Source organism: Shewanella alkalitolerans (genome assembly GCF_019457575.1).
GTDB lineage: Bacteria > Pseudomonadota > Gammaproteobacteria > Enterobacterales > Shewanellaceae > Shewanella > Shewanella loihica.
In genome coordinates this window covers 955,405-969,831 of sequence record NZ_CP080422.1, presented here as the reverse complement: position 1 = coordinate 969,831, position 14,427 = coordinate 955,405, and the positions used below count along the sequence as shown (strand labels likewise).

The following is a 14,427-nucleotide window of genomic DNA, read 5'->3' as shown; positions in this document are numbered from 1 at the left end:
TTTCGATAGCATAATACAAAAGACAGGGTCCGCACCATGAGGTACGGACCCTGTTAATTCTACTATCAGTGTTGGCAATCTGTTTTGACTAGCCGTTAACTGGCGCTCTTGAGTGAGACAAACTCTGGGTAAGCATCGATGCCGCAATCCGATGCATCCATACCGTTGTACTCTTCCTCTTCTGAGACACGGATCCCCATGGTGATCTTGAGGATATACCAGGCCGCGAAAGAAACCCCGAATACCCAAGCGAAAATGACCGAAGCGCCATAGAGCTGACCCAAAACTGTCGCATCCGCATTTGACAACGGCACCAGCATCACACCGAACAGGCCGGCAACCCCATGCACCGAAATTGCACCGACAGGATCGTCAATCTTAACTCTGTCGAACATCACGATGGAGAAAACCACCAGACCGCCGGCCACCATGCCGATAACTCCGGCAAGAGGCAGCGATGGCGACAAAGGATCTGCGGTGATCGCCACCAGGCCCGCCAAGGCGCCGTTTAAGATCATGGTCAAGTCCGCCTTACCCCATACCATCTTGCACACCACTAGGGCAGAGACAGCGCCGAAGGCGGCTGCAGAGTTAGTGTTAACGAAGATCTTCGCCACCGCCGACGCGTTCTCGGCATCAGACACCAGCAGCTGAGAGCCACCGTTAAAGCCGAACCAACCCATCCACAGGATGAACATACCTAAGGTTGCCATCGGCAGGTTAGAACCAGGGATAGGATTCACCTGACCGTTAGGGCCATACTTGCCCTTACGAGCGCCGAGTAACAAGACACCCGAGATAGCCGCAGCCGCGCCCGCCATGTGTACTATGCCACTACCGGCGAAGTCGACAAACCCAGCCTCAGAGAGGAAACCGCCGCCCCAGGTCCAGTAACCTTCAACTGGATAGATAACCCCAGTCATTACCACAGAGAAGATAAGGAAGGCCCACAGCTTCATACGCTCGGCAACGGCGCCCGAGACGATAGACATAGCGGTCGCCACAAACACCACCTGGAAGAAGAAATCCGATTCCAGCGCGTGGTCGGCATCGCTTGCCTGAGCACCAATGAGGCTGGCGAACGATGGTAACCAGCCACCCTCGGCGTTATCCACGTACATGATGTTGTAACCCACCACCAGATACATGATACAGGCGATAGAATAGAGACAGACGTTCTTGGTTAAGATCTCTGTGGTGTTCTTAGAGCGCACCAGACCCGCTTCCAACATGGCAAACCCGGCCGCCATCCACATCACCAGCGCGCCAGAGATCAAGAAATAAAAGGTGTCGAGAGCAAACTTCAACTCAGATACTGTCGCACCTAGTGTTACTAACTCTTCCATTGGAATTCCCCCTTAAAGTGCTTCGTTATCGAGTTCGCCGGTACGGATACGGATCACCTGATCGAGATCCGTCACGAAAATCTTGCCGTCGCCTATCTTGCCCGTATGCGCCGCCGCGACGATGGACTCGATAAGGTGATCGACGTTTTCAGCCTTAGTGGCGATATCCAGTTTGACCTTAGGCAGAAAATCCACCTGGTATTCGGCGCCACGATAGAGCTCTGTATGGCCTTTCTGACGTCCGAACCCCTTCACCTCGGTCACCGTCATCCCCTCAATCCCCAACCCTGCAATGGCTTCTCGCACATCATCGAGTTTGAATGGCTTGATTATTGCGCTGATTAATTTCATTACCGCCTCCGACTCATCTTAGTATTCTTGCTGATGCCAAAGGCAATTCAATCATCAGGCCAATATTACAAAACCTTAACATTCATAAACTTAGTAATAGCAGCGTCCTTCATGCTGCATATAAATGCACCAATTAGGTGCGACTATGCACCGAGCGCACAAAAATAGCGCAGTCGCCTATTCGACTTATGACGAATTGGGTGGCGAAATTATCCGGGTATGATGGAGTCATCACCCATAGAGGAGCGCCCTATGTTGCAACCACAGGAATGTGTACTCGTCATCGTCGATGTCCAGGGAAAGCTGGCGACCCTGATGCACCAGGCAGAGGAACTGGAAACCCGGCTCACCACACTGATAAAGGCGGCCGAGCTGTTTGATATCCCTGTCGTCTGGCTTGAGCAGCTACCCGATAAGCTGGGGGCCACCAGCCCGGCATTGGCCGAGCTGCTTACGCCTCATTATCAGCCTATCCCTAAGGCTCACTTTAGCGGCTGGCACGCCGAGCCCTTCAGACAGGCACTGCTGCAGTATGGCAGGCACAAGGTATTGCTCGCCGGCATAGAGACTCACATCTGCGTCTATCAGACCTGCCGGGATCTGCTGGACAACGAATATGAGGTGCACTTGGTGACCGATGCCGTCTCTTCGCGAACCGAGGCCAATAAGCAATTAGGCTGTGAGATGATGACCCAGCACGGCGCCTTGCTGACCAACAGCGAGTCTTTGCTGTTTGAGCTGCAGGCAGAGGCCAGTGGCGACAGATTCAGGGCCCTGCTGAAGATGATAAAGTAGTGAAGATATAAAAAAGCCCCGGATAACCGGGGCTTTTACTATGCAGGGGGGGAGAAATTAGTAAGTTGCTTCGCGCTTTTTAGCTTCGGCATCCCACTTAGGAAGAACAGTCTTCTTGAACTCTGCCTTGTCGGCATTCAACTTGTTCATGTCCATACCCAGTGCAGCTTGCGCCTTGGCCTTGGTAGAAACATCTGGGAAGGCGATAGGTTGCTTAACACCTTTAGCTGCTAGCAGTTGCGCTAGTTTGATGCGTGCATCACCAGCCTTATCTACCGCAGTACCTAGGATGCGTAGCGCTTCGTCAGCTGCGTGAGCCGCAACACCGTGAGAGGCGGTTGCATAGTCCCAGCGCCATTGTGCGTGACGAATATCCATTAAGATTGGCTTCATTTCAGCTTCAGTTGCACCCGCATCCCAAGCCGCTTTAGCTTCGAAGTGCGCCTTAACTAGCTGAGACTCAGCACGTGCCTTAAGGTCAGCAACCTTAACTTTACGCTCTTTAGTCAGGTTAACCATGAACTCCTTGCTTTGAGTATGACAAGTCGCACAAGTCTCTTCGAAGCGATCGAATGGGTTACCTACTTTATGGTCGGTAAACTTACGGCCTTCAGCATTCTTCACCTTAGGCATATGACAGTCAGTACAGGTAACGTTGTTCTTACCGTGTACGCCTAGCTGCCAAGTTTCATAACCTGGGTGCTGTGCTTTCAGCATAGGTGTCTTAGATACGGCGTGAGTCCAGTCTTTGAACTCCATGTTGTCGTAGTAGACTTCCATCTGCTCAACTGTTGTACCCATATCCCAAGGGAACTTAACAAAACCTTTGCGATCTTTGGTCTTCTCGAAGTAGTACTCTACGTGACACTGACCACACACCATAGACTGCTTGTCTTTCTTAGAAGCCTTGTCAAATGGAGTGCCTAGTGTAGCCATGGCGCGCTCGGCGAATGGACGAGACATACGTAGTTTAGAAGAGCCTTTCTCGTGACAGTCAGAACAACCGATAGTGTTAACGATTTCTGCGCCGCCTTTGTACCACTTACCAGTGAAGTAGCCATCTTCGCCCTGCTCTTCGATCACGCGAGGCACGTCTGGGCTCTTACATGACCAACATGCCATTGGCATTGGGCCATCTTCGGCAGACTTAGGCGCACCGGTACGCAGAGTGTTACGTACGTCGGTTACCGCATACATATGACCACGAGGTGCATTGTAATCTTTTGCGAAGCCGTAACCTGCCCACAACACAACCAGGCTAGGAACTTCTTCAAGCATATCGACAACTTCTTTGCTTTCGGCTGTGTCATGCCAGCTGTTGTACTGCTTAGAAAACTTATCTTTGTAGACTTCGTTACGTGGCTCAGTCTTGTCACTTGCCATCACGCCGGTAGCCATCAGGCCAGCGGCGACCAAAGCACTCAGTGCAAAGGTTTTTGTAGTTAATGTTCTCACCATCTCATCTCCGTGTTACTTTTTATAGTAGTCTTAAAAACCACAACATCTCCAAGGCCAAAGTTAGTCCCTTAACCCCGTTAAAAATATACCCCTTATGGGGTATCCGGGTTAAAACTTGAGGCAGATCATAATGTGAATGTGTTGTTGGTCACATTTTTATCACCTTGTTAATTTTATCAGCAATTGCTAAACAAGTATCATAGTCCAAATTTCCGATTTTTCCCTATAATTTAATGAGTTCTAATACATGAAGAAAGGCAGCCTCACCTCCACCATATTAAGGTTAATGCTGGCCTTAATTTTACTTTCCAGTGGACTCGCCACCTTCGCCATAGCTAATTTGGCTTATAGCCTGGGAGACGCCAGAGCCATCAACGCCTCCGGCTCGCTGCGTATGCAGAGTTACCGTCTGATGTTTTACGCCAACTCCGGCAGCGAGGGAGCCGACGACAAAATTAGAGAGTTTGAGGCCACCCTCCACTCGGATGCGCTGAAACGCTCACTCGACTGGATGACGCCGGACGATCTCGCCTCCCAGTACCTGTTGGTTATCCAGAAGTGGCAGGTGATGAAGCAATATATCGAAGAGGAGAACTCACGCCTCTATGTCTCCGCCCTCAAAGATTTCGTCGACACCATAGATCTCTTCGTGTTGGAAACAGAGGAGTTCGCCGCCTTCAAGCTCAAGCTGCTGGCTGCCAGCCAGATCACCGGCCTGGGCCTCATGTTACTGATCGCTTTCTTTGCCGTACGCTTTACCAAGCGTAAGGTGGTCACTCCCCTCAATCAGTTGATGGAGTCGGCCAACACCATCTCTAAGGGGGAGTTCGATGTCACCATGCCTGATAGCGAATATATCGAACTCAGCTCGCTCAGCAACGCCCTGGCCACCAGTGCCAGAGAGCTATCGACCCTCTATAACAACCTGGAAAATCAGGTCAAAGAGAAGACCTTCGCCCTCACCCGCGCCAACAACGAGCTCAAGCTCCTCTACGACAACCTGGTGATGTTGCACTCGGGCAAGCTGGAGATCAGCACCCTGAAACAGGCGCTGAATCAGCTCAGGGCCCACGAACCCAACAGCTTCCTGCGCCTGGTGATCGCCCAAGATGATAAAGAGAAGCTCTACATAGATGCCGACGGCGGCTGGCCCATCGCCTCGCGCAGCCAGACCCGTTTCCCATTGAAATTTGCCGACAACGAACTGGGCTATCTTGAGGTCACTGCCCTGGGTGAGATCAATCATCCTCTGTTCGAGAACTTCGCCATCATGCTGGCCCGCTCCATCGTCATCTATAACGCCGGCGAGCAGCGCCAGCAGCTGGCACTGATGGAGGAGCGCGGCGTGATCGCCCGAGAGCTGCACGACTCCCTGGGTCAGCTACTCTCGTTTCTCAAGATCCAGGTCAACCTGCTCTCCAAGGGGCTGGACAGCCAGTGCCGCAGCCCTCAGGTAGAGGAGCAGCTCAAGGAGATCAACGAGGGGGTCAACACCGCCTATGTGCAGCTGCGTGAGCTGCTATCTACCTTCCGCCTAACCATTAAAGATCCCAACCTCAATCATGCGATCGAGATGATGCTTGACCAGCTCAGGGGACAAACTACCGCCAAGATCACCCTGGAAGATAAGCTGCCGATCCAGCTGCTCGGCGCTCATCAACACATTCATGTGCTGCAGCTCACCCGTGAGGCGACCCTCAACGCCATCAAGCATGCCCAGGCGGATCATATTCATATCTGTTGCACCCGCAGCGGCAATAACGTCAAGATCAGCATCAGCGACGACGGCGTTGGCCTTGAGAAGCTCAAGGAGAGGGATCAACATTTTGGCATAGGAATCATGCATGAACGCGCAAGTCGCCTCTCGGGTGTGGTAGACTTCAGCAGCAATGAACAGGGCGGAACCACGGTCACCTTGCTTTTCCCGCCCGAACAAGAGCCGCGCCAGTAGGGATGCTGGTGATATAAGATACTAATTTTTAAATAAAACAGACCTCAGTGGAGGCAATAAAATGGGCAAACCATATTCAGTTTTGGTTGTAGACGATCATCCCCTGCTACGTCGCGGGATCTGTCAACTTATCACCTCTGACTCAGACTTCACCCTATTTGGTGAAGCAGGCAGCGGCCTAGATGCCCTGTCGGCAATTGCCGAAAACGAACCGGATATTGTACTACTGGACCTCAACATGAAGGGGATGACAGGGCTAGATACCCTCAATGCCTTGCGTCAGGAAGGGGTCACCAGCCGTATCGTGATCCTCACGGTATCCGATGCCAAGCAGGACGTTATACGCCTGGTCAGGGCCGGCGCCGACGGTTACCTGCTCAAAGACACAGAGCCGGATCTGCTGCTGGAGAAGCTTAAGAATGCCATGCAGGGCCACAGAGTGATCTCTGAGTCGGTGGAAGACTTCATCTATGAGCTGAAAGATGGCGCCGACGAGCAGGCCTGGATAGACAACCTGACCCCGAGAGAGCTACAGATCCTCGAGCAACTGGCAGAAGGCAAGAGCAACCGGGTGATCTCAGAGCAGCTACATATCAGCGAAGGGACGGTCAAGGTGCATGTGAAGAACCTGCTGCGCAAGGCCAACGCCAAGTCGCGCACCGAGATGGCGGTACGCTACCTAAACCAATAAGCCTCTGTGCAAAACACTTCAAGAGCGCTAAAACGTAAAAAGGCAGCCTGAGCTGCCTTTTTCTTTGCAAGAATTCCCGCGAATTATCTACACGCTTTCTCTACACACTTGCCCTGCATAGTCCCTGCCTATCGGCTCTCTTCGATGAAGGCTTGCCAGCTCTTAAGCGCCGCCTCAAAATCCTCAAGGCCACAGAAGGCCTGAGACTCACCGTCATACAGGGACATGGACTCATCCAGTTGGGTGTCGTCATCCATCTCAAGGGCGTTGGCAAATACTCTGGCCTGCTCCTCATCCAGCTCGAGGGAGATCCCTTGGCCGACAAAACGTTGCTCAGTCAGCCTACCCTGCTGCAGCGCCGCTATGGTCGATGCGATCTGCTCTATGAGGGCCTTGTCTTCGCCTAGCTCATCGACAAACCAAAGCCCCATAATCTCATGATCCATGGTGAACTGAGCCACCAGGGTGCCGGTCAATGTGTTGCGACGAAATTCATATTCCATAAGCTGTCTTCCCCAAGGTTACCTTGCAAATTCTAACCTAAGGCCGAGACAATGCCAGAGTTATCCGATTCCCCTTACACTAAGCGGCGAAAATTCCCCCTCGCTGGTCACACATGCGGTTCTCACAGTCTTTTCTTTCGGCCACAAAAAAGGGCGCCTAAGCGCCCCTTTTAAGCCTTTAGTAATTAGGCTTACTTAGCCGCTGCGGCTTCTTCTGCTGCTGGCGCAGCCTTCTCGATAGAAAGCAGCTCAACTTCGAAGATCAGCGTAGAGTTAGCTGGAATGCTACCTGTGTCGCGGCTACCATAGGCCAGCTCGGCTGGGATCACGAAACGGTACTTAGAACCCACAGACATCAGCTGAACACCCTCGGTCCAACCTGGGATAACACGGTTTAGCGGGAACTTAGCGCTCTGACCACGGGCGATAGAGCTATCGAACTCGGTGCCGTCGATCAGTGTGCCCACATAGTGCACTTCAACCGTATCTTCGGCGCTTGGCTTGTCGCCAGTACCTTCGGTGATCACTTCATACTGCAGACCTGAATCTGTGGTCGTTACGCCTTCTTTTGCCTTGTTGGCTTCTAAGAAAGCCGCACTCTCAGCCTTGGCTTTCTCGGCCAGTGCTGTTGCTTGCGCCTGACGCTTCTCATTTAGCTGCTCGTCAAGGCCTTGCAGTACTGTCTGCATCTCTTCTTCGGTCAGCTTAAGCTCATCGTTCAGACCATTGCTAAAGCCTTGAATGATCAGGCTACGATCCACTGGTAGACCTAGCTCTTCCTGCTCTTTGATATGACCAGACATATATTTACCGATAGACGCACCTACGCTATAGGCTTGCTTCTGCGCCTGGGTCTCAAGTTTAACTTCTGCCGGTTTTGTTACTTTTTGTTCTTGGTTACAAGCAGTTAGACCAACCACCGCCAACGCGACCAGTGACATTTTATAAATGGACTTCATTAAAGCTTCCTCAGCATTTTCTTGTGGTTACAATAACCTTACTCTTCTAAGACGAACCACTTTATACTAGTTAATTAACATATACCAATTACATTGATTAAGTTTCATCAATGTCGGCTGGCGCCCTTGCGCCAGGCGAAAACCTTTGAGCTAGAGACAACGCTACCAGGAACAAGTTCATGAGCAGAACCAGATTGCTACATTTTTGTACACTGATTGCTTGTACGCTCCTGCTGAGCGCTTGCCAGCCTAAGCCCGAGGTGAGCAGCCTGGTCGCCGAACCCAGCTATGACGCCAGCCTCTCACCCCAGGCCCGATATCTGTTGGTCAGCACCACCAGCAACAACCTACAGCTCTGGGACCTCACCAATAAAACGCTTAAATATCAGTGGCTCCACGGTAAAGCGGGCGGTACAGCCATAGCCACGGCCCTGTCGGATAACCTGAAATATGCCGCTTCCCTCAGCCGCGACTCGGTTGCCCTGTGGAACATGGACGACGGTCACCCCTTGGGATGGTGGTCCCTGCCCGCCAACGGTCAGTGTCTGGCGCTGGCCGATAACGGTACCCTGCTCATCGGCCTCACCGACGGCAGCGTCATGTCCCTCAATCACCAGACAGATACCCTGATCAAGTTCCTCGGCCACAGCGAGAAGGTCAACAGCGTGGCCCTGTCCGCCGACGGTCGCTGGGCGCTGTCTGGCGGCAACGACAGTAAAGTCTTCCTCTGGCAGGCCAACACCGGCCAGCCTTTGCACCAGTGGCAACTCCCCAGCCGGATACTAGAGGTGAGTCTGAGTCAGGACGCCAGCCTGGCGTTTGCGGCCGACAGCACTAACAAGGCCGACATCTGGCAGACCCAGACAGGTAAAGCTGTGTCTTCGCTCAAAATAAAACGCCGCACAATGAACTTTTCCACCGCACGCTTTACCAAAGATAATCAGACACTGCTAACGGGCACTCCCGCCAGAGAAGTGAGCGTTTGGCGGGTAGCCGATGGAAAAATGCGCGCCAACTGGCAAGTTACCCGCACCGAGCGTGCCCAAATCAAGGGCGCCGTTGTATACTCTGTGGCTGAAACCATTAATGGGCAGATCATCAGCTTTAGCAGCAATGGCTTGCTGGAGACCTGGCCCAAGCCCGATTGATAGAGGAATTAAATTGGTGCAACTAGAACAACGAATCGAAGATCTTGAGATGAAACTGGCGTTTCAGGATGACACCATAGAGTCGCTGAACCAGCAGGTGATCAGGCTCAATGACCTACTGGCGGACCAACAGGAGAAGTTACGCCTGCTCACCAGCAAGCTCTCCCAGGTCGAACCCAGCAACATCGCCAGTCAGGCGGAAGAGACGCCACCACCTCACTATTAAATCGATGCCGCGCTGGGCGCGGAGCCATTTGACGGAACTTGCTTTACAAAGGATCTGACCCGCTATGCCACACCAAAGCAGCCCCCATAACCGAGTCTCAAGTCGATACCGCGCGACATTTGCCGGCGCGCTCTTGTCGCTCACCCTATCGGGCTGCGCCTTTAACAGCGTGTTCATCAGCTACCCCTCTCAGTTGGCACCGGTGAAGGCCGACCTCGGCAGGCAAGGCGATGCCGCCCTCTATCGACAGTTCGACGATGCCATCACAGGGCAAGATGGGCTGCTGTACGCCCAGGAAGCGGGGCGTATCGCCCAGATCACCGGCAACTTCGAGGCCAGCAAAACCTATTATCAGCAGGCGGTCGATGCCTACCAGAAGTTTGACGAGCAGGCGGTGATCAGCGCATCCGACCTCGGCGCCACCGCCAGCAGCCTGTTTATCAACGACAATGTTATTCCCTATCGCGGCCCAGGATATGAGCGCATCATGCTGCACCAATATCAGGCCTTAAACTATCTCTTTAGCCGAGACAGTCAGGGGGCACTGGTGGAGGTCAGGCGCAGCAACGAGCTACAACAGAGCGAACAGGCCAGATACCAGAAATCCCAGGCCTCGGTGCAGGCGATGGCCAACGGCACCATAGACGCCGAGGTCAATCGACTCGGGCAGGCGGCAGGCACCACCACAAGCTCCTTCCTCAACGCCTATAGTTACTACACCACAGGCTTGCTGCATGAGCTGCTGGGGGAAGAAAACGACGCCTTCATCGATTATCGCAAGGCGGCGCAGATAACCCCTGACAACCCCTATCTTCAGCAAGATCTGGTGCGTCTGGCCAAGAAACTGGCCATGCCACAGTATGAAGAGTTTAAGCGTCGTTGGGGCGACGCCAAGCTGGCAAAGGCGGGACAAGGCCAGGTGGTGGTCCTGCTCGAGCGGGGATTTGTCCCCGAGAAGCAGAGCTTTACCGTGCCATTTCGTATCCATGGCAACTGGCAAACCGCTTCCCTGGCCACCTATGCACCAGGCAGGATAAGCGTGCCTCAAGGCGAGGTCATCGGCCTGGGCACTGTGCTGCAAACGGCGCCGCTTGCCAATATCGACGCCCTGGCGATAACCGCTCTCAAGGAGGAGCTCCCCAGCGCCCTGTTTCGTCAGGCCGCGAGGATCTACGCCAAGGCAGAGATGGCCCGCAGCGTACGCAGTGAATCGAAAAGGCGCAAAGATGAGTTCGATGCCGGCGCCATTGCCATGCAGATCTTTAACGTGGTCACAGAGCAGGCCGACAGGCGTAGCTGGCTGACCCTGCCCAAGCAGGCACAGTTAGGACGTCGTTATCTGGATGCGGGCCAGTATCAAATCCGCCTGGGGCAGTCCCAGACGCAAGCGATTGACGTACAAAGCGATAAAACCACATTAATTTGGATAATTGAGACTGGTAATTTCACCCGTTTTTATTCAATAATCATCTAATCAAGACTAAGGAATCGGTATTTTTATGAAAAAATTCAACCTCATTTTTATCATCGCCGTGGCGATTGGCCTGGCGGGCTGTCAATCTAAGGTGCAGTACGGTGATGCAACTGAAGTCGAAACCGTTAATGAAAACTTCGGTTCTACGGATCTTCAGGCGATCACCGCCAAGATGGTCGACAGCATGCTGAGCTTCCCGCCAGTGGTCGCCATGACAGCCAAAGATCGTCCCGTGATCTTCGTCGACAAGATCAAGAACAAGACCTCAGAGCATATCGACACCGAATCGGTTACCGACTCCATCAGCAACAAGCTGCTGCGCTCGGGTAAGTTCCGCTTCATCGACATGACCAAGGTCGACACGGTACGCAAGCAACTGGATTATCAAAACAATGCCGGCATGGTCGACCCATCGACCGCCATCAACTTCGGCCGTCAGATCGGTGCTCAGTACATGCTGTACGGCAACCTGTCGAGCATAGTTAAGCAAGATGGCAGCACCAAGGATGTCTACTACAAGATGACCATGCGCCTGATGGATCTGGAAACCGGCCTGATCGAATGGTCAGACGAGAAAGAGATCCGCAAGACCAAGTCGAAGTCTTTCCTCGGCATGTAAGCCAGTATCTCCTTTAAAAAACCAGCCCAGCGCTGGTTTTTTTATCTCTTGTCATCGGTGAGCAATCGCCAAAAGCAGGTGAAGGTAACAGAAATTTTGTCGATAAATTCTACTACCGAGCGGTAGAGTCGGGTAGAATGTGGCGGCCTTTGGCACTCATACGTGATGCGGCTATTTACCCGCCCCTTGACTGCCAGCCAAACCGACAAGCCCTCGAGCATATAGAATAAGAAGGACCCATTTTGAGACTGTTTTCCCTGTGCGCTAGCCTCCTCCTCTGCCTCCTTATCGGCGCATGTCAAAGCACCTCCCCCGGCAGCAAACAGCGCAGCGAAAAGTCCCTCGGCATCAGTTCCAGTGTCGCCAAGCAACGCGCCAGCAGAGTCAGTCAGGTCAGCTACCAGCTGCACCTCGACCTTACCCAGGCGAGACGCTTCAAGGGCGAGGCGCAGATCCAGTTTCAGTTAGCCGACACCCTGCAGGCCTTAAGCCTAGATCTGGAGCAGGCGCTCATCAGCCAACTTGTCATCAACGGCCAAAAACTTTACCCCAACTATGATGGCCACACTCTGGTGATCCCGGCCAGCCTGCTACAGGGCGGCGCTAACCTAATAGAGGTGGACTTTAGTAGTCCCTACAGCCATGAAGACCAAGGACTTATCGAGTATATCGACCCTAAGGATGGTCTGCGCTATCTCTACAGCCATTTCCTGCCCTCCAGCGCCCAGACCCTGGCGCCGCAGTTTGATCAGCCAGATCTCAGGGCCAGCTATCGGCTGAGCGTGTTGGCGCCCAGCGACTGGCAGGTGACCAGCGCGGCCAAGGTGCTGAGCCATCAGCCCGTAGATGAGAGCCGTCAGACTGTGGGCGAGAACCATCAGCCAGCAGGCGAAAACAATCTTTGGCAGTTTATGCAGAGCGAGCCGGTCAGCCCCCATAATTTTTCGCTACTCGCGGGGCCTTATCACACCTGGCTGAGTGAGGCCGAGGGCATAGCGCTGCAGCTGTTCGCCCGTCAATCCCAGGCAGAGTCAATCGATGCCGAGACCTGGCTATCACAGACCCAGCAGGCCCTTAACTATTATCAGCAGCGCCTGGGCAGCAAATACCCCTTCGGTCACTACACCCAGGCAATCGTGCCTCACCTGCCGAGTGAGTTTCGCGCCAGTCAGGCCCAAACCAGCTTCGATGAGCGAAGCCTGCCTCAAGGCACGCCTCGCCGTGAGGTCCTGCGGGCATTGGCCGAGCAGTGGCTAGGCAATCTGGTCACCCTCAAGTGGTGGGATCAGCTCTGGCTCAATCAGAGCCTGGCCTATCTGGTTGCCGACGACGCCGAGGCCCAGCTGTTTGGCCAGACTCGGGCCGAAGAGCAACAGAGTTTTATCCGCAGCCCCGAACAGGTGGAGCAGCAGATCGCCAACAGCCTGGAGCTGTTCTCGCAAGATCCCTTGCCGAGTCAAAACAAGGCGATCGCCCAGCTAAATCAGCTGAAATTTATGCTGGGCGATACCAGTTTCTACCAAGGCATTGGCAATTATCTCGAGCGCTTTGCCCTGCAAAATGCCGACCTTAACGACTTTATTTCTAGCCTAGAGCAGGTTACCAAACAGCCCCTGAGCCAGTGGAGCCAGGCGGCCTTTAAGCGCGCCGGCGTCAACCGCCTGGAGGCAGAATTCAGCTGCTCAGGCGATCGCATATCGCGCTTTGACCTCAAACAGCATAATGGCGATCTGGGTAGCTCACAGAGGGTCAAGCTAGGTCTGTTTACCCTGGGGCGTCATGGCCTGCACAAGAATCTGGTGAGCGAGGTCGATTACCAAGGCGCGAGCACCGAGGTTAAACGCCTCAAGGGAGTGCGCTGTCCCGACTTGGTGTTTAGCAACTATCAGAACAAGGCCTACGTCAGGGTCAAGCTGGACAAGGCCTCCCTAGAGACGGCTCTCTTGCACCTTGGCAGCCTGGAAGAAGCCGATCTCAGACGCATGCTGTGGCAATCCCTGTGGGAGTCTGTGCTGGCCGGTGAACTTCCCCTGCCCCGCTTCATCGGCAGTACCCTGGTGAACCTGCCAGCTGAAACCGATCCCCAGGTGCTTATCAGTACTCAAGACCAGCTTAAACAAGCCAAGGCCCTGCTGGAGCAGATGAGTCCCAATCAGCAGCGCTATAGCCGTCAGGCCCTCAATGCCATCGCCCAGATGAGCCTGCGCCTGACCATAAGCAACAAGGCTGATCCCACGCTGCAATCTCTGTGGTTCGACAACTACCTGCACTTTGCCGTCAGTCATCAGGCAAAGCGTCATCTGGCGGCGCTGCTCGAGGAGAGAGAATCGCTACCCGGCATCACGCTCACGCCCGAGCGCCGCTGGCAGATAATCACCCACCTCAATCGCTATGACTACCTGGGCAGTGAACGCCTGCTGCTCAAGGAAAAGCAGAAGGATAGTTCGCCCGAGGGGCAAACGGCGGCGCTCGGCGCCCTGGTGGCCCGTCCCCGCGCCAAGGAGAAACGCCAGTGGTTCGAGCGTATCCAGGCCCACAGCAAGGAGAGCGATCCTCAGCTGCTGGAGAAATTAACTCAGGTGATGCGCCACCTCTACCCCAGCGAGCAGAAGGCCCTGAGTCAGGCCAGCGCCGAGCAGCGTCTTGCAGAACTTGCCGAGGTGGACAAACGCAACAGCCAGGCATTCATGCAGAGCTACACGGCTAACCTGCTGCCCAGAAGCTGTAATTACGCCAGCCTACTCAGGCTGCAGGCACTGCTCGATAGGCCAGAGGGCTATAGCCCAACGACCCTGAGAGGCATCAATCGAACCATAGCCGCCGAGCAGGAATGTATCCGGGTGCAGGAAGCTATGCAGCCAAATCCCTAACATTGGTAGATCTAGTCAGTCCCTCGTAAGCAGAAT

Annotated in this window: 13 protein-coding genes; 8 read left to right on the top strand and 5 right to left on the bottom strand. The window is 53.9% G+C overall.

Translation table 11 applies throughout. The annotated features are described in order from the left end of the window. Positions 1 to 95 precede the first annotated feature (95 nt). Together K0J45_RS04320 and K0J45_RS04315 are read right to left on the bottom strand one after the other, a co-directional pair. Positions 96 to 1,346: an ammonium transporter gene (locus tag K0J45_RS04320; protein WP_011864653.1), complete on the bottom strand. Its 1,251-nt coding sequence runs from the start codon at positions 1,344 to 1,346 to the stop codon at positions 96 to 98. A 12-nt stretch (positions 1,347 to 1,358) separates the two neighbouring features. Then, on the bottom strand, positions 1,359 to 1,697 hold the full coding sequence (locus K0J45_RS04315) for a P-II family nitrogen regulator (protein WP_011864652.1): 339 nt from the start codon (positions 1,695 to 1,697) through the stop codon (positions 1,359 to 1,361). Between the two features lie 252 nt (positions 1,698 to 1,949). On the opposite strand from K0J45_RS04315, the gene K0J45_RS04310 reads away from it, so the two are divergent. Beyond that, a complete protein-coding gene (locus K0J45_RS04310; protein WP_220044396.1) occupies positions 1,950 to 2,492 on the top strand; it encodes a hydrolase in 543 nt (180 codons plus the stop codon). 57 nt (positions 2,493 to 2,549) lie between these two features. Here the strand turns inward: K0J45_RS04310 and nrfA are convergent, their stop codons facing one another. Continuing rightward, a complete protein-coding gene (gene nrfA, locus K0J45_RS04305) occupies positions 2,550 to 3,950 on the bottom strand; it encodes an ammonia-forming nitrite reductase cytochrome c552 subunit (RefSeq protein WP_220044395.1) in 1,401 nt (466 codons plus the stop codon). A gap of 247 nt (positions 3,951 to 4,197) precedes the next feature. On the opposite strand from nrfA, the gene narQ reads away from it, so the two are divergent. Continuing rightward, positions 4,198 to 5,901, top strand: a complete 1,704-nt coding sequence (gene narQ / locus K0J45_RS04300) for a nitrate/nitrite two-component system sensor histidine kinase NarQ (RefSeq protein ID WP_144203927.1) — start codon at positions 4,198 to 4,200, stop codon at positions 5,899 to 5,901. A gap of 61 nt (positions 5,902 to 5,962) precedes the next feature. Beyond that, positions 5,963 to 6,592, top strand: coding sequence for a response regulator (locus tag K0J45_RS04295; protein ID WP_011864648.1), 630 nt, complete (start codon positions 5,963 to 5,965; stop codon positions 6,590 to 6,592). A gap of 128 nt (positions 6,593 to 6,720) precedes the next feature. Here K0J45_RS04295 and K0J45_RS04290 read toward each other — a convergent pair whose 3' ends face one another. Then, positions 6,721 to 7,095, bottom strand: a complete 375-nt coding sequence (locus tag K0J45_RS04290) for a YacL family protein (RefSeq protein WP_220044394.1) — start codon at positions 7,093 to 7,095, stop codon at positions 6,721 to 6,723. A 191-nt stretch (positions 7,096 to 7,286) separates the two neighbouring features. Continuing rightward, positions 7,287 to 8,054: an FKBP-type peptidyl-prolyl cis-trans isomerase gene (fkpA, locus tag K0J45_RS04285; RefSeq protein WP_011864646.1), complete on the bottom strand. Its 768-nt coding sequence runs from the start codon at positions 8,052 to 8,054 to the stop codon at positions 7,287 to 7,289. Positions 8,055 to 8,233: 179 nt separating this feature from the next. On the opposite strand from fkpA, the gene K0J45_RS04280 reads away from it, so the two are divergent. The 5 genes from K0J45_RS04280 to K0J45_RS04260 all read left to right on the top strand — a co-directional run bounded on the left by K0J45_RS04280 (position 8,234) and on the right by K0J45_RS04260 (position 14,391). Continuing rightward, complete coding sequence (locus K0J45_RS04280; protein ID WP_220044393.1) at positions 8,234 to 9,202, top strand: WD40 repeat domain-containing protein; 969 nt, start codon at positions 8,234 to 8,236, stop codon at positions 9,200 to 9,202. A gap of 13 nt (positions 9,203 to 9,215) precedes the next feature. Then, positions 9,216 to 9,428: a SlyX family protein gene (locus K0J45_RS04275; RefSeq protein WP_011864644.1), complete on the top strand. Its 213-nt coding sequence runs from the start codon at positions 9,216 to 9,218 to the stop codon at positions 9,426 to 9,428. 64 nt (positions 9,429 to 9,492) lie between these two features. Beyond that, positions 9,493 to 10,902 (top strand): COG3014 family protein, encoded by a 1,410-nt coding sequence (locus K0J45_RS04270; RefSeq protein ID WP_258406763.1) that lies wholly within the window; start codon positions 9,493 to 9,495, stop codon positions 10,900 to 10,902. Positions 10,903 to 10,927: 25 nt separating this feature from the next. Further along, a complete protein-coding gene (gene lpoB, locus K0J45_RS04265; RefSeq protein ID WP_011864642.1) occupies positions 10,928 to 11,521 on the top strand; it encodes a penicillin-binding protein activator LpoB in 594 nt (197 codons plus the stop codon). Positions 11,522 to 11,763: 242 nt separating this feature from the next. Continuing rightward, complete coding sequence (locus K0J45_RS04260) at positions 11,764 to 14,391, top strand: ERAP1-like C-terminal domain-containing protein (RefSeq protein WP_220044391.1); 2,628 nt, start codon at positions 11,764 to 11,766, stop codon at positions 14,389 to 14,391. Positions 14,392 to 14,427 lie beyond the last annotated feature (36 nt).

What these genes read in the sequence shown, in the direction of transcription:
- K0J45_RS04320 (WP_011864653.1), bottom strand. Translation starts at nt 1,346, where the DNA reads ATGGAAGAGTTAGTAACACTAGGTGCGACAGTATCTGAGTTGAAGTTT.
- K0J45_RS04315 (WP_011864652.1), bottom strand. Translation starts at nt 1,697, where the DNA reads ATGAAATTAATCAGCGCAATAATCAAGCCATTCAAACTCGATGATGTG.
- K0J45_RS04310 (WP_220044396.1), top strand. Translation starts at nt 1,950, where the DNA reads ATGTTGCAACCACAGGAATGTGTACTCGTCATCGTCGATGTCCAGGGA.
- nrfA (WP_220044395.1), bottom strand. Translation starts at nt 3,950, where the DNA reads ATGGTGAGAACATTAACTACAAAAACCTTTGCACTGAGTGCTTTGGTC.
- narQ (WP_144203927.1), top strand. Translation starts at nt 4,198, where the DNA reads ATGAAGAAAGGCAGCCTCACCTCCACCATATTAAGGTTAATGCTGGCC.
- K0J45_RS04295 (WP_011864648.1), top strand. Translation starts at nt 5,963, where the DNA reads ATGGGCAAACCATATTCAGTTTTGGTTGTAGACGATCATCCCCTGCTA.
- K0J45_RS04290 (WP_220044394.1), bottom strand. Translation starts at nt 7,095, where the DNA reads ATGGAATATGAATTTCGTCGCAACACATTGACCGGCACCCTGGTGGCT.
- fkpA (WP_011864646.1), bottom strand. Translation starts at nt 8,054, where the DNA reads ATGAAGTCCATTTATAAAATGTCACTGGTCGCGTTGGCGGTGGTTGGT.
- K0J45_RS04280 (WP_220044393.1), top strand. Translation starts at nt 8,234, where the DNA reads ATGAGCAGAACCAGATTGCTACATTTTTGTACACTGATTGCTTGTACG.
- K0J45_RS04270 (WP_258406763.1), top strand. Translation starts at nt 9,493, where the DNA reads ATGCCACACCAAAGCAGCCCCCATAACCGAGTCTCAAGTCGATACCGC.
- lpoB (WP_011864642.1), top strand. Translation starts at nt 10,928, where the DNA reads ATGAAAAAATTCAACCTCATTTTTATCATCGCCGTGGCGATTGGCCTG.